This is a genomic window from Pantoea sp. C1E2, from assembly GCF_056491465.1.
This window is the reverse complement of the sequence record NZ_JBSZHT010000002.1, coordinates 1,305,902-1,321,525: the sequence shown is the minus strand read 5'-3', so window position 1 is coordinate 1,321,525 and position 15,624 is coordinate 1,305,902. Positions and strand designations below refer to the sequence as shown.

13 protein-coding genes are annotated in these 15,624 nt (G+C 52.6%); 4 read left to right on the top strand and 9 right to left on the bottom strand.

From position 1 onward, the window contains the following. Window positions 1-2 precede the first annotated feature (2 nt). On the top strand, window positions 3-1,718 hold the full coding sequence (locus tag ACXI0A_RS06250) for an SgrR family transcriptional regulator (protein WP_476149851.1): 1,716 nt from the start codon (window positions 3-5) through the stop codon (window positions 1,716-1,718). Between the two features lie 26 nt (window positions 1,719-1,744). Continuing rightward, the gene (gene queC / locus ACXI0A_RS06245; RefSeq protein WP_476149852.1) at window positions 1,745-2,440 is read left to right on the top strand and encodes a 7-cyano-7-deazaguanine synthase QueC; all 696 of its coding nucleotides are present in this window, start codon (window positions 1,745-1,747) and stop codon (window positions 2,438-2,440) included. A 245-nt stretch (window positions 2,441-2,685) separates the two neighbouring features. Here the strand turns inward: queC and ACXI0A_RS06240 are convergent, their stop codons facing one another. From ACXI0A_RS06240 to bolA, 9 genes are all read right to left on the bottom strand, one after another. After that, window positions 2,686-3,093, bottom strand: a complete 408-nt coding sequence (locus ACXI0A_RS06240) for a YbgC/FadM family acyl-CoA thioesterase (protein ID WP_476149854.1) — start codon at window positions 3,091-3,093, stop codon at window positions 2,686-2,688. 101 nt (window positions 3,094-3,194) lie between these two features. After that, window positions 3,195-3,518, bottom strand: a complete 324-nt coding sequence (locus tag ACXI0A_RS06235; protein WP_224934137.1) for a ComEA family DNA-binding protein — start codon at window positions 3,516-3,518, stop codon at window positions 3,195-3,197. 140 nt (window positions 3,519-3,658) lie between these two features. Next, window positions 3,659-5,527: a peptidylprolyl isomerase gene (gene ppiD / locus ACXI0A_RS06230; RefSeq protein WP_476149857.1), complete on the bottom strand. Its 1,869-nt coding sequence runs from the start codon at window positions 5,525-5,527 to the stop codon at window positions 3,659-3,661. Between the two features lie 237 nt (window positions 5,528-5,764). Beyond that, the gene (gene hupB / locus ACXI0A_RS06225; protein ID WP_034828113.1) at window positions 5,765-6,037 is read right to left on the bottom strand and encodes a nucleoid-associated protein HU-beta; all 273 of its coding nucleotides are present in this window, start codon (window positions 6,035-6,037) and stop codon (window positions 5,765-5,767) included. Window positions 6,038-6,250: 213 nt separating this feature from the next. Continuing rightward, the gene (gene lon, locus ACXI0A_RS06220) at window positions 6,251-8,605 is read right to left on the bottom strand and encodes an endopeptidase La (protein WP_224934139.1); all 2,355 of its coding nucleotides are present in this window, start codon (window positions 8,603-8,605) and stop codon (window positions 6,251-6,253) included. Window positions 8,606-8,791: 186 nt separating this feature from the next. Continuing rightward, complete coding sequence (clpX, locus tag ACXI0A_RS06215; RefSeq protein ID WP_100702281.1) at window positions 8,792-10,063, bottom strand: ATP-dependent protease ATP-binding subunit ClpX; 1,272 nt, start codon at window positions 10,061-10,063, stop codon at window positions 8,792-8,794. Between the two features lie 126 nt (window positions 10,064-10,189). Next, complete coding sequence (clpP, locus tag ACXI0A_RS06210; RefSeq protein WP_008103933.1) at window positions 10,190-10,813, bottom strand: ATP-dependent Clp endopeptidase proteolytic subunit ClpP; 624 nt, start codon at window positions 10,811-10,813, stop codon at window positions 10,190-10,192. Between the two features lie 336 nt (window positions 10,814-11,149). Next, on the bottom strand, window positions 11,150-12,454 hold the full coding sequence (tig, locus tag ACXI0A_RS06205) for a trigger factor (RefSeq protein ID WP_200573274.1): 1,305 nt from the start codon (window positions 12,452-12,454) through the stop codon (window positions 11,150-11,152). Window positions 12,455-12,755: 301 nt separating this feature from the next. Beyond that, complete coding sequence (gene bolA / locus ACXI0A_RS06200; protein WP_034828103.1) at window positions 12,756-13,070, bottom strand: transcriptional regulator BolA; 315 nt, start codon at window positions 13,068-13,070, stop codon at window positions 12,756-12,758. A gap of 267 nt (window positions 13,071-13,337) precedes the next feature. On the opposite strand from bolA, the gene ACXI0A_RS06195 reads away from it, so the two are divergent. Beyond that, complete coding sequence (locus ACXI0A_RS06195) at window positions 13,338-13,916, top strand: YajG family lipoprotein (RefSeq protein WP_476149861.1); 579 nt, start codon at window positions 13,338-13,340, stop codon at window positions 13,914-13,916. 54 nt (window positions 13,917-13,970) lie between these two features. Beyond that, on the top strand, window positions 13,971-15,458 hold the full coding sequence (ampG, locus tag ACXI0A_RS06190; protein WP_476149862.1) for a muropeptide MFS transporter AmpG: 1,488 nt from the start codon (window positions 13,971-13,973) through the stop codon (window positions 15,456-15,458). The last annotated feature ends 166 nt before the right edge of the window (window positions 15,459-15,624 follow it).

Genomic DNA, 15,624 nt, shown 5'->3' with positions numbered 1-15,624 from the left:
CCATGCGCCAACTTCATCGGGTTAATCAATTTCAGCGCCTGTGGCAACTCAGCCAGGGCGAGCCTCTGCGTCTGAGCGTAGCCGCCATGGCGCAGCACTGTTTTTGCAGTGAGCGCCATGTGCGAACCTTATTACGTCAGTGGCAGGATGCAGGCTGGCTGCGCTGGCGCGGCGAGTCCGGCCGCGGAAAACAAGGCGAACTAACGTTTCTGATCTCCCCTGAACAACTCCGCCAGCAGCTGTTAACCCAACAACTGGAAGCGGGCGAAGCGGTTCAGGCGTTGCAGGTGCTGGATCTCCATCCTGAACGGCTGGTGAAAATGCTGCGACCGCTCATGGGCGGCCAATGGCAAAACCAGGCACCTGTGTTGCGTATCCCCTACTATCGCGCAATGGAGCCGCTGCGGCCGCTTCGTCTGACCGGAAGGGCTGAACAGCACCTGGTGCGGCAGATTTTCTCCGGCCTGACGCGCTTTAATGGCGACGATGTAGAAGGCGATCTTGCGCATCACTGGCAACATGATGGCAGCGGCTGTGACTGGTATTTCTGGTTGCGCCCGCAGCTCAGCTGGCACAACGATGAGCCAATTCAAGCGGCGCAGCTGGCCTCGCAACTGCAGCAGATTATGCAAACCGTGCGCGGCAGCCGCCTGCTGGCTTCTATCGAACATATTGAGGCGCCACATCCGCTGGCTCTGCGTATTCAACTGCGTCAGAGTGACTACTGGCTGCCGCAGCGGCTGGCCCATCAATACTGCCTGCTGCCACACCCTGATGCGGTTGACGTTGGTAGTGGGCCGTGGAAGCTGACCCATTTCACTGATGAGCTGGTTCGCCTGGAAAGCCATGCCCGCTGGCATCTGCAACGTCCTCTGATTCAGGTGGTGGAATACTGGATTACACCACAGCTGTTTGCCCATGGCCTCGGCACCAGCTGTCGCCATCCGGTGCAAATCGCTATTGGCGATCCTGACGAACTGGACGCATTGCGCCCCGTCGATCACAGCATCAGCCTCGGCTTCTGTTATCTGGCACCGCGCATTTCCGTCGATTTCACTGCCGCACAAGTCACGGCACTGATTGCATTAATACAACACAGCGGAGTGATTCAGCAGTTACCGTTGGATGAAGGCTTGATTACCGCGAGCAAGGAATTGCTGCCCGGTTGGCCGGTGCCGTCTGCCGGGATGACAGCCGTCACGCTGCCCGAGAAACTCACACTGCATTATCATCTCCCTATCGAACTGCATGTAATGGCACAGGCGCTGGTGCCGTTGCTGGCAAAACAGGGCTGCAAATTAACCTGTGTTTTTCATGATGTGAAAAACTGGCGTGACGATATCGACCTGAGCGATGCCGATGTGGTGATGGGTGACCGTTTGATTGGCGATGCCCCGCTGTTTACCCTGGTGAACTGGCTGGAGAACGATCCCGTATGGACTCCCTTACGTGCTCCGGTATTACAAGCGCCACTTCGCGCTATCGCCCATCAGCCCAGCCCAGAGCAACGCGCAGCATTAACGCACCAGCTTTTCCAGCAGCTGATGCGTGACGGACATCTGTTACCGCTGTTTAACTATCGCTATCAGGTGTTTGCCCCGCCTGGCGTCGAAGGCATCCAGCTCAATACGCTGGGCTGGTTTGATTTCACCCGCGCCTGGATTCCACCTCCCAGTGCCGCAGGGACTGTTCAGCCTGCGCCCGAGCCAGTACCATAGACGCACTGCTTTTTGGGGAAATAAAGATGAAACAAGCCGTTGTCGTATTCAGTGGCGGACAAGATTCCACCACCTGTCTGATTCAGGCACTGCAACAATATGATCAAGTGCACTGTGTCACCTTCGATTATGGCCAGCGCCATCGCGAAGAGATTGAAGTCGCGGCTCAACTCGCGCAGAAACTGGGCGCCTGTGCGCACAAAGTGCTGGATGTGACGCTGCTCAATGAACTGGCGGTCAGCAGCCTGACGCGCGATAACATTCCGGTGCCCACTTACGATCCTGATGCCAGCGGTTTGCCGAGCACTTTTGTACCGGGCCGCAATATTCTGTTCCTGACCTTAGCCTCCATCTACGCTTACCAGGTGGAAGCCGAAGCGGTGATTACCGGTGTTTGTGAAACGGATTTCTCCGGCTACCCTGATTGCCGCGATGAGTTCGTCAAAGCACTCAACAATGCCGTCAGCCTGGGCATGGCGCGCAACATTCGCTTCGAAACGCCACTGATGTGGCTGAATAAAGCGGAAACCTGGGCGCTGGCCGATTACTGGCAGCAGTTGCCACTGGTACGTGCGGAAACCCTGACCTGCTACAACGGTGTGAAAGGTGATGGCTGTGGTGAATGCGCGGCTTGCCATCTGCGTGCGCGAGGGTTGGCGGATTACCAAGCCAATACGTCTGCGGTGATGGCAGCGATGAAACAAAAAAGCGGCCTTAACTGATTGCGCTGAATCGGTGGCTCGCAATGATTAATTGGTGGCTCGCACTGATTGAGCGGCTTTGCTGGCTGTAACTGATTAAACAGCTTTGCTCGATGTAACTGATTAAGCGGCTTAGCTGGCTTGAACTTATTAAGCTGGAACTCATTGAGCAGCTTCGCTAGCAGGTAATGATTGAGCTGCTTTACTCGCTGAACTCATTAAGCTTCTTCGCTGGCTGGCGTTTCTGACGCCAGCTCGCTCCACTGTTAATGGCTTTCTACCATCAACGCCGACATACGGTCGCGCAACTCCCCTTCCATCGGTACCGCTTTTTGCGTACGCAAATCGATGCAGACGAAGGTCAAGGCCGCATCCGCCACCACGGTGTTATCACCTGCCAGCAGCACGCGCTGCGAAATGATGCCGCTTTTGCCACTGAGCTGTGATACTTCGCTCTCAATATGTAATACGTCGCCCAGCACCGCCGGACGACGATAGTTAATGTTGATATTGACCACCACAAACGCCAGCTTCTTATCCATCAACCAATGAAAGGCATCGACATCCTCCAGCCACTGCCAGCGCGCTTCTTCCAGAAACTCCAGATAGCGCGCGTTGTTCACATGCTGATAAACGTCGAGATGATAGCCGCGTACTTTGATGGTGGTTTGCATTGTTGCTCCTGTTCTGGCTGTGAATGACAACTGGTATGACCTGTTGAGCATAGCACAGCCAGATTTAACGCTTTATCAATCCTTCAAAGTCGCGAGCCGCCTCACAGTTTCAGCCGGCCGCTATTACGCTCCACCAGCGCATTGCCGATGCCCGGTATTTCCTTGAGCTGCTCGATGGCGGTAAACGGACCATACTGCTCGCGATAACTGACTATCGCCTGCGCTTTCTTCAGGCCGATGCCGTTCATTGCGGCGGCGAGTTGTTCAGCACTGGCTTGATTAATGCTGACCTGTCCTTCTTGCGGCGGGGATACCTGCGTCGCCTGCGTTTCGCTGGGGCTTTCGGCAGCGGCCAGTCCGGTGGTATAGAGTGCGCCACCCAGCGCCAGCGTGACGCATAATGCGCGAAATGTAGATTTCACCATGCTGTGTTTCTCCTTGTGTTTGACAGCCACAGCAGAGTGTCACAGCGGGTTTTCAGGCTCAAAAGGACAATGACAGAAATGGAAAAGGCCGCAGAAGCGGCCTTTGTGTTGTTGCAGCGGATTCACATTTTTTGTGAGGCTTACTGGTTTTGAGCCGCCGCACCGTATTTGATTTTCGCGTCTTTGCGCAGGTTTTCCAGCAGTGCTTCAAACGCAATCTGCGCGTTATTCTGCGTTACGCCTTTCACCATCTCATCCATCTGCGCCTGCGGCATATTACCTGGGCTGACCTTATCTAGCGCGACCAGTACCACGTTGCCCTGCATATCTTCACTCACGCCCCAGGACGGTTTGTTGTCCGCTGGCTGTGGCAGGTTAAAGGCAGACTGTGCAACCGGATCCTGCGCATTGCGATCAAAGGATTTGCTGGCGCTCAGGGTTAAGCCTGCCGCTTTCAGCGCATCTTCTTTACCGGCTTTCAGATCAACCAGCAGTTTATCTGCCTGCGCTTTAGCCTGCTGGGTGGCTTTGTCATGCTTCAGCGTGTCGGCAATCTGCGCTTTCACCTGATCCAGTGGTTTAACGGCTTCAGGCTTGTGCTCGCTAATGCGCAGCACGAATGCACGATCGCCATCGACGCTAATGATGTCAGAGTTATTACCCGGCGCACCATTTTGCCCCACCAGTCCACCATTAAAGATCGCCTGCTTAACCTGATCGAAATCGAGTTCTGCTGGAACGTCATCACGGGTGATCCAGCCGGTTTCAGCCACTTTCAGACCAGAAGCCTGTGCTGCACCTGCTAGCGACTCGTTGTCATTGCTGGCCGCTTCACTGACTTTTTGCTGCAGCTTGTAGAAAGCATCGACTGCTTTTTCCTGCTTCACCTTGTCGGCAACAGCGTCATGGATCTCAGCCAGCGGTTTAACCTGTTCTGCCTGGATATCATCCAGACGCACCACCAGGAAGCCAACTGAAGATTTGATCACACCAGACAGCTGACCTTTTTGCGTCAGGTTGGCGTTTTTCAGCTCATCCGGCGTGGTGCCCGGCTCCAGCCAACCCATATCGCCGCCTTTGCGCGCCGAGATTGGGTCAATGGATTTGCTTTTGGCCAGCGTGGCGAAGTCTTCACCCTTTTTCAGCGCATCCAGAACCGCATTGGCATCCGCTTCAGTTTTGGTCTGAATCACGCTGTAGCGATTACGCTGCGGCTGTGAATAGTCGGCTTTGTGTTGATCGAACCAGCTCTGGATGTCAGCTTCGCTCGCTGTTTCCTGCATGCTGGCTGCATCCATCTTGATGTAGCTGACGCGGAACTGCTCTGGTGCCATGAAGCTGTTCTGGTGCTGCTGGTAATACTGATTGATCTCATCATCATTGACAGTTTGTTTCGCTGCCAGCGCGTTGACATCAATCACTGCCTGACGCACTTCACGCTGCTGCGAGACCAGATCCACCAGCTTGCTGGTTTCGCCTTTCAGCATGAAATCGGTATTGGCAACCGCATTGATCAACTGCTGAGTGGCTAACTGCTTGCGCAGTGCTGCCGCGTACTGATCCGGCGTAAAGCCCATCTGGGTGATTAAACCGTTGTACTTCGCGTTGTCGAACTTACCGTTGGTCTGGAAGGCTTTTTGATTAAAGATGGCCTGCTTGATCTGATCATCGCTGATGCCAATCTTTAAATCTTTGATGTATTGATCGAGCAAAGCCTGATCAATCAACTGTGACAGCGCCTGCTGACGCATCTGCTGCATGTAGCCTTCGTTACTGGCCAACTGTGAGAATTGATCGCCCAGCATCTGCTGCTGACGATTACGCTCGTTGTTATAGCCTTGCTCAAGCTCTGCACGGCTAATTTCATGACCATTAACTTTGGCAGCGTAGTCGCTGCCACCGCCGATCAGGTAGTTGCCCACCCCGGTCAGTACGAAAGACAGGATGATCAATCCCAGAATAATCTTGAGCACGACATGATTCGACGCCGCGCGTAAATTGTCCATCATGGTATGACAACACTCCGCTGTAGTGTGAATGTAAAGCTCTGACACGATGTCATCATCGTGCAACTGCTGTTCAGGCTGGCAGTTGGCAACCATGCGGAGACAATAGCCTAAGGCCATCGCCGCGCATCAAGAATAAAAAAGGCACATCAAAAATGATGTGCCCGTATGTTACATGAGAACGGCTTTTTCGTCCTCAATCCATAGAAGAAAATGCTTCAATGGATGTATCAGCGGTCATTAATTGACTGAGTCTTTCAGTGCTTTACCTGCACGGAAGCCCGGTACTTTACCAGCCGGGATGGTGATCTCTTTACCAGTTTGCGGGTTACGGCCTGTACGAGCAGCACGCTCACGTACAGAGAAAGTACCGAAACCAACCAGTGCCACTTCATCACCGCCTTTCAGCGCGTCAGAAACGGAGCCCATGAATGCATCTAACACACGTCCCGCTGCTGCTTTAGAAATGTCAGCGTCTGCAGCAATTTTGTCGATCAACTGTGACTTATTCACTCTATTCATCCCCTCTTTTATTATTCACATCGCACCCGCGCTTCCCGCCCGGTGCGAACGCGCAGCCAGTTATATCAAGCCTGTGGAGCTGAAACAACGGTATTCATCTTAATCGTTGATTCAACAGCCCCCTAAAGTAGCGGCACAAAAAAAAGCTGGCAAGCACCATTTGGCCTGCCAGCTTCGCTTTTTAACGGTTTTTGCCGCTAATCACTATTTTGCCGTCGCAACCTGCATACCGTAAGGCGCATTTTCCAGTGCCAGGTTCAGCACTTCTTCAATACGCTTCACAGGATGGATAGTCAGATCGGCAATCACGTTCTGTGGAATCTCTTCCAGATCGCGCTTGTTTTCATCAGGGATCAGCACGGTTTTGATGCCGCCGCGATGCGCTGCCAGCAGCTTCTCTTTCAGGCCACCAATTGGCAGCACCTGACCGCGCAGGGTGATTTCACCCGTCATCGCCACATCAGAGCGCACCGGGTTACCCGTGAGACATGAAACCAGTGCAGTACACATCGCGATACCGGCACTTGGACCATCTTTCGGCGTTGCCCCTTCCGGCACGTGCACGTGGATATCACGTTTCTCGTGGAAATCACCGTTAATGCCGAGTTTCTCCGCACGCGCGCGAACCACTGTCAGCGCCGCCTGGATAGACTCCTGCATCACTTCACCCAGCGAGCCAGTGTAAGTCAGTTTACCTTTGCCAGGTACGCAGGCGGTTTCGATGGTCAGCAGATCGCCGCCCACTTCCGTCCATGCCAGACCGGTCACCTGACCCACGCGGTTTTCAGTATCCGCGCGACCATAGTCAAAGCGCTGCACGCCCAGGAAGTCGTTAAGGTTTTCACCGTTAATCTTGATGCTCTTCCTGGTCTTATCCATCAGCAACGTTTTCACCGCTTTACGGCACAGCTTGGACAGTTCACGTTCCAGACTACGCACGCCCGCTTCACGGGTGTAATAGCGGATAATGCCGATGATGGCGCTATCGTCAACGCTGATCTCTTTCTCTTTCAGCGCATTACGTTCAATCTGTTTCGGCAGCAAATGCTGTTTGGCGATGTTGAGTTTTTCATCTTCGGTATAACCCGACAGACGAATCACCTCCATACGGTCCAGCAGCGGTGCCGGGATGTTCATGGAGTTAGAGGTCGCCACAAACATCACATCGGAGAGATCGTAATCCACTTCCAGATAGTGATCGTTGAACGCGATGTTCTGTTCTGGATCCAGCACCTCAAGCAGGGCTGAAGCCGGATCGCCACGCATGTCCGAAGACATTTTGTCGATCTCATCCAGCAGGAACAGCGGGTTCTTAACACCCACTTTCGCCATTTTCTGGATCAGTTTGCCCGGCATAGAACCGATGTAAGTACGACGATGTCCGCGGATTTCCGCTTCATCGCGCACGCCACCCAGTGCCATACGCACATATTTACGGCCGGTGGCTTTAGCAATTGACTGACCCAGCGAGGTTTTACCCACCCCTGGCGGTCCGACGAGGCACAGAATTGGCCCTTTAATTTTGCTGACGCGACTCTGCACCGCAAGATACTCAAGGATGCGATCTTTGACGCGTTCTAAACCGTAGTGGTCGATATCCAGCGTTTCCTGCGCTTTCAGCAGATCTTTCTTCACTTTGCTACGCGCGACCCACGGAACCTGAACCATCCAGTCGATATAACCGCGCACCACGGTGGCTTCTGCAGACATCGGCGACATCATCTTCAGCTTCTGCAGTTCTGCTTCGGCTTTTTCGCGCGCTTCAGTCGGCATTTTTGCCGCTTCAATTTTACGTTTCAGCGCTTCGTATTCGTCCGGCGCATCATCCATTTCGCCCAGCTCTTTCTGAATGGCTTTCATTTGCTCATTCAGATAGTACTCACGCTGGCTTTTCTCCATCTGCTTTTTCACGCGATTGCGAATGCGCTTCTCAACCTGCAGCAGATCGATTTCGGATTCCATCATCGCCATCAGATATTCGAGACGCTCGTTGATGTCGGACATTTCCAGCACTGACTGCTTATCAGCCAGCTTCAGCGGCATATGCGCTGCCACGGTGTCGGCGAGACGCGCCGCATCGTCGATGCTGTTCAGTGAGGTCAAAACCTCAGGTGGAATTTTTTTATTCAGTTTGATGTAGCCTTCAAACTGATTGATCGCCGTGCGCACCAGCACTTCCTGCTCGCGCTCTTCAATTTCTGGCGAGATCAGGTATTCGGCCTGGGCAACAAAATGGTCGCCATTGTCAGCCAGCGTGGTGATGTGTGCACGCTGCAAGCCTTCAACCAGCACTTTTACCGTGCCATCGGGCAGCTTGAGCATTTGCAATACGGAAGCGACGGTCCCTACCGAGAAGAGATCGTTGATACCAGGTTCATCCGTTGAAGCCTCTTTCTGGGCAACCAGCATGATCTTCTTGTCATGATCCATCGCCGCTTCGAGGCAACGAATCGATTTTTCCCGACCAACAAACAACGGAATTACCATGTGCGGATAAACCACCACGTCGCGCAAAGGCAACACGGGGATTTCAATGCGTTCAGAACGCTCAGGATTCATAGAGCTCTCTCTTAGTTTAATGTCCGCCAGGTGATGGGTACCGCGTATAAGAAGTTTGCAGTTCAACCCACAGGATATTGAGTATATGGGGATGCTTGGTCGACATTCAATGTCACGGGAGAGAGAAAAACAAAAGGGGAAACATTTTCCCCTTTTTTAAGATAACAACATGGTTCGATTGTTTATTTATTCGCCAGAAGCCTGAGCTTCATGCTTGCCATAAATCAACATCGGCTCGGATTGACCGTCAATCACTGACTCGTCAATCACCACTTTTTCCACGTCATCCATCGATGGCAGATCGTACATGGTTTCCAGCAGCGCACCTTCAACGATAGAACGCAGACCACGTGCACCGGTTTTACGGGACATCGCTTTCTTCGCAATCGCCGTCAGCGCTTCGTCGCGGAACTCCAGCTCAACGCCTTCCAGGTTAAACAGCGCCTGGTACTGCTTGGTCAACGCATTCTTCGGCTCACGCAGAATCTGAATCAGCGCTTCTTCGCTCAGCTCATTCAGCGTCGCCACAACAGGCAAACGACCAATGAACTCAGGAATCAGACCAAATTTAATCAGATCTTCAGGCTCAACCTGCGACAGCAACTCGCCTTCGCTGGCTTTCTGAGATTTGCCCTTCACCGTTGCACCAAAGCCAATACCGGTTCCAGTCTCAACACGCTGAGAAATCACTTTATCGAGGCCGGCAAATGCGCCACCACAGATGAACAGAATTTTTGAGGTATCAACCTGCAAGAATTCCTGCTGCGGATGCTTACGTCCACCCTGCGGAGGAACGGCTGCCACGGTGCCTTCGATCAATTTCAGCAACGCCTGCTGTACACCTTCACCGGAAACGTCACGCGTGATTGACGGGTTGTCTGACTTACGAGAAATCTTGTCGATTTCATCGATGTAGACAATGCCGCGCTGTGCTTTCTGCACATCGTAATCACACTTCTGCAGCAGTTTCTGGATGATGTTTTCCACATCCTCACCCACATAACCGGCTTCGGTCAGTGTGGTCGCATCCGCCATAGTGAACGGAACATCCAGCAAACGTGCCAGGGTTTCAGCCAGCAACGTTTTACCGCTACCGGTTGGACCGATCAGCAGAATGTTACTTTTGCCCAGCTCAATACCATTGCTGGTATCGCCGTTGCGCAGACGTTTGTAGTGGTTATATACCGCAACCGCCAGCACTTTTTTCGCCTTTTCCTGACCGATGACGTAATCATCTAAATGATGACGAATTTCATGCGGCGTCGGCAGTGCACTGCGCTCACGATGCGGAGCGACTTCTTTGATCTCTTCGCGAATGATGTCATTGCATAAATCAACACACTCGTCGCAAATATACACTGACGGCCCGGCAATCAGCTTACGGACTTCATGCTGGCTTTTGCCGCAGAAAGAGCAGTACAGCAACTTACCTGAACCGTCTTTGCGCTTATCTGTCATCAGCTAACCTCTTTTCTTTCTCAGACTCAATTTGGTGTACGGCACTGGCCGTACATCAACGGCCGTATTCATTCAACCCAACTACCTGCCCCGTTAACTATAGCGTAAGGGGCAGCCAGATGTGTCTTATTGGCGATGCGTCAGGATGGAATCGACCAAGCCATACTCTACCGCTTCGCTGGCAGAGAGGAAACGATCGCGTTCGGTATCGCGTTCGATCTCTTCCAGTGATTTGCCGGTGTGTTCAGCCATCAATTCATTCATACGCTGCTTCACTTTCAGAATTTCACGCGCATGGATTTCAATATCCGTCGCCTGGCCCTGATAGCCGCCCAGCGGCTGGTGAATCATGACGCGGGAGTTAGGCAGGCAGAAACGCTTGCCTTTCGTGCCTGCGGTCAGCAGGAACGCACCCATTGAACAAGCCTGACCCATACAAATGGTGCTGACGTCCGGCTTGATGAATTTCATGGTGTCATAAATCGACATCCCGGCAGTAATCACGCCGCCTGGCGAGTTAATGTAGAGATAAATGTCTTTTTCAGGATTCTCAGCTTCCAGAAACAGCATCTGTGCCACGATCAGGTTGGCCATATGATCTTCAACCTGGCCGGTCAGGAAGATCACACGCTCTTTGAGCAGGCGGGAGTAGATGTCGTATGAACGCTCGCCGCGCGAGGTTTGTTCGACCACCATTGGCACCAGCGCCATGTGCGGTGCAGTAAATTCACGATCGCCACTGTATGACATTACCGTCTCCTGATAAATTTCATTGGCAACATTCTGTACCGATATTACGTGAGGCGCGTCGGGAAAACTATGCGCTGCCCTCTCACTCCGACATAACAGGACGGTTAATCAGCCAGTCTCACTGTTTTCATGCATGCTCCCTGTATCTGGGGATGCTGGCCAGTTGTTTCAAGCATAACAACCTTTTGCCCATTCGCTAACACGGAAAAAGAGCTTAGCGAACAATTTGCCGATTAATTAGGCAAATAGAGGACAAATCTGTGCGGTTAACGCCTCAAAACGAAAAAGCCCGCGACTTTTCAGTCGCGGGCTTCGCACTTTCGGTTAACTAAAGAATCAGGCCGCTGAGGTCTGGTTCATCAGTTCCTGGAAGTTGGTTGCTTTATCGGTCACTTTAGCTTTCGCCAGAACCGCTTCAACAGCCTGCTCTTCCAGCGCAACGTTGCGCATGTTGTTCATCAGCTCGTTATTCTTGCTGTAGAACTCGATCACTTCCTGCGGATCTTCGTACGCAGAAGCCATCTCTTCGATCAGCGCTTTAACGCGGTCTTCGTCAGCTTTCAGCTCGTTGATGCGAATCACTTCGCCCAGCAGCAGACCGACAACAACGCGACGTTTAGCCTGCTCTTCGAACAGCTCACGTGGCAGTTCGAAAGCTTGCTTCTCGTTGCCACCAAAACGCTGAGCAGCCTGGCGACGCAGAACGTCGATTTCGCTGTCGATCAACGCGACTGGCACGTCGATGTCGTTGGCTTCAACCAGACCATCAATCGCCTGAGACTTAACGCGGTTACGGATAGCGCCTTTCAGCTCACGATCCATGTTCTTACGCACTTCTGCACGCAGACCGGCCACTGAACCATCTTCAACGCCGAAGCGTTTGATGAACTCTTCAGTCAGCTCTGGCAGTTCGCGAGTTTCCACTTTCTTCAGCACGATTTCGAACTTCGCGTCTTTCCCTTTCAGGGTTTCAGCGTGGTAATCGTCTGGGAATTTCACGTCGATAGTGAAGGTTTCGCCCGCTTTGTGGCCAACAACACCTTCTTCGAAGCCTGGGATCATACGACCCTGGCCCATCGCCAGTACGAAGTCAGACGCTTTGCCGCCTTCGAACTCTTCGCCGTCTACAGAACCGGAGAAGTCGATGGTTGCGCGATCTTCAGCAGTAGCTGCTGCATCGCTCTCTTTCCAGGTCGCCTGCTGCTTCTGCAGGGTTTCCAGCATGGTATCAACGTCAGCATCGGTGACTTCAACCACTGGCTTCTCAACTTCGATAGCGTCCAGGCCTTTCAGCTCAACTTCTGGATACACTTCGAACTCAACCGCGTAAGTGAAATCTTCACCTTCTTTATACTCACCTGGCACGTAGTTCGGTGCGCCAGCTGGGTTGATTTTCTCTTTGATGATGGCGTCAACGAAGTTGCGCGTCATCAGCTCGCCCAGCACGTCCTGGCGAACAGAAGCACCGTAGCGCTGAGAAATGATGTGTGCCGGCACTTTGCCTTTACGGAAACCGTCGATACGGACTTTCTTAGCTACTTCCACCAGTTCTTTCTTCACTGCGCTTTCGATGCTGTCCGCTGGAACAGTAATCGAAATGCGACGGCCCAGACCCTGAGTGGTTTCTACTGAAACTGTCATCTTGTTACCTCAAAAAATCACGTGCTCGGTCAACTTCAGACACCACACATTAAATGCGCCGTATCCAACAACCGGGACGGCCTCTGCAGGCAGAACCTAATCCCTGTCACCAGAAGCGTCCCGAAGACATTCCGGAAAAATAGACGCAGCATTATAGCGACATCGCTGGAATGAGTCGAGGCTGCAAACTCACCACTTTTTAGCGGTTTTGCTGCTTTTTTGCGCCATGGATCGCGTTTAAGGGTAATTAATGAAAAGAAAACGGCCCGCAGGCCGTTTTGAGAGAGGATGAAGTGTGAACTCAGGCGAGGGTGCCGGCACCCCGACAGTTAGGTGATGCCAGTACGGTATCTTGTAATCCATCCCACTCTTTTTGCGTGTAAGTGTGCAGCGCCAGCGCGTGCACGCTCCCTGCTAACTCTTCGGTCAATTCGCCATAAATGGCACGATGACGCTGCAGGAATCGTTGGCCGGTAAACACATCGCTGACAATCACCACTTTAAAGTGACTTTCAGAACCAGCGGGCACGTTATGACGGTAGCTCTCATCATGCACTTCGAGATGTGCAGGTTCGAACGCCTTACGCAGCTTTTCTTCTATTTGTTCGCGAATCATTGTTAACTCTCCTCAACGGCGAGCGCTGTGCCCATCTGTTTAAATATTAGTAGGTTTTTTGCCCAACCCGCAGGCGAGCCGGAAATAAATCCTGATCTGCTGCGCATCTTAACGGGCTCATTCGTCAGGTCAACGCTGTTAAGTGACCGTCTGTCCGAAAAAAGCCTTTACAATCAATTTCCACTGGCACGGGGCTTTTTTCGCCGTCGCGCAATGCTATGATGGCCGCAGTTTTGCAAACCAACCCATATGCTAACGAGAATGAGTATGTTGAAAAAACTGTTATTCCCTCTGCTGGCTGCTTTTATTTTGGCCGGCTGCGCCAGCAATAACACCACCCTGAACATTCAGCCTAAGATCCAGCTGCCACAGCAAGATCCTGGTCTGATGGGTGCGACCATCAGCGTTAACGGTGCCGATCAGCGTTCCGATCAGGCACTGGCAAAAGTGAATCGTGACGGCCAGTTAGTCACTTTAACGCCATCCCGCGATCTGCGTTTCCTGTTACAGGAAGTGCTGGAGAAGCAGATGACATCACGCGGTTACATGATCGGACCTAACGGTGCGGTTGACCTGCAGATTGTCGTCAATGGTCTTTACGCTGATGTGACACAAGGTAACGTGCGTTACAGCATTACCACCAAGGCTGACATTTCCATCATTGCGACCGCGAAAAACGGTAACAAGCAGGTTAAAAACTATCGTCAGACATACAGCGTAGAAGGCGCATTTACCGCCACTAACGCGAAGATCACCAACGCGGTCAACTCTACCCTGAGTGACGTGATTGCTGATATGGCACAGGACACCAGCGTTCACGAATTCATTAAACAGAACGCCCGCTAATTCCTCAGCTATTCTGCCCGGTCATCTTTGGCCGGGCATCATTTCAGGTTGGTTATGACTTCTCACTATCTGCGCATTTTCACCCAACGTAATGCCGCCGTATTGCTGTTGCTCGGCTTTGCTTCCGGACTGCCTTTAGCACTCACAGCCGGGACTTTGCAGGCGTGGATGACCGTAGAGAATGTCGACCTGAAAACCATCGGTTTCTTCTCCCTTGTCGGCCAGGCTTATGTATTTAAGTTCCTGTGGTCGCCGATGATGGATCGCTATACCCCGCCATTTCTTGGTCGTCGTCGTGGCTGGCTGCTGGTCACTCAACTCGCGCTGATCGCGGGAATTGTCGCCATGGGCTTTATGCAGCCCTCGCACGACCTGACGCTGCTGGCTGCCCTGGCCGTGCTGGTGGCCTTCTGTTCAGCTTCGCAAGACATCGTGTTTGATGCCTGGAAGACCGATGTGCTGCCACCAGAAGAGCGTGGTAGCGGCGCGGCAATTACCGTGCTGGGTTATCGCCTGGCGATGCTGATTTCAGGCGGCCTGGCGCTGTGGCTGGCCGATCGTTATCTCGGCTGGCAGGCAACATACTGGTTAATGGCGCTATTAATGCTTCCAGGGTTGATTGCGACATTGCTGGCTAAAGAGCCCGCGACACCTGCGCGTGAGCCGCACACCCTGCGTCAGGCCGTATCGTTCCCGCTGAAAGATTTTTTCCTGCGCAACAATGCCTGGCTGCTGATCACCCTCATCATCCTTTATAAGCTGGGTGATGCTTTTGCTGCATCACTCACCACCACTTTCCTGATTCGCGGCGTGGGTTTCAGCGCGGGCGATGTAGGGCTGGTGAATAAAACGTTGGGATTGCTGGCAACCATTATTGGTGCGCTGTACGGCGGCGTGCTGATGCAGCGCCTGAGCCTGTTCCGCGCGCTAATGATTTTCGGCATTCTTCAGGCGGTTTCCAACTTCGCTTATTGGCTACTGGCCGTGACGCCACCTCATTTATGGAGCATGGCCAGCGCCGTGTTCATTGAGAACCTTTGCGGAGGGATGGGCACCGCCGCCTTTGTTGCGCTGCTGATGACGCTGTGCAACAAATCGTTTTCCGCGACGCAGTTTGCCCTGCTCTCTGCCCTTTCTGCCGTTGGGCGTGTCTATGTGGGACCTGCAGCGGGATGGCTGGTTGAGCTGTGGGGCTGGCCGACCTTCTACGCTTTCACCGTCTTTGCTGGCGTGCCTGGCTTATTGCTGTTGTGGATTAGTCGCGGCACTCTGCACGCCATTCAGCAGGATGGGCGTTTTGTCATGCGGAGCCTGTGGCCACAAGGTTATCGCTGGACAGTACGCCTGTTTAGCACCGGTTGTGGCCTGCTGGCGCTCTGGTTAGTGCTGCTGGCACTGAATGCAGCGGACATCTGGCATGTCAATGCCTTGCTGACACCGCTTTTTGAGTTGGGCATGGCGCTGGCACTGATGGCTGTGGCGCTGGGTGTGATTCTGGATTGTCTGGCGTTAAGAAAAATTCCGGGAAAAAATCTGAGTTAAGTAATGATAATTTGCCAGCCGCTAAATATTTGGCTAAAAAAATAACAACGAACTCATTTTAACGAATAGCATTTTTTTCATCGCGAAAAAGAAACATTAAATTAACATCCTTAGATTATATTTAAATCCGGTGCGCAATTACTTTGTAGAAAAGTCATCACCCAAA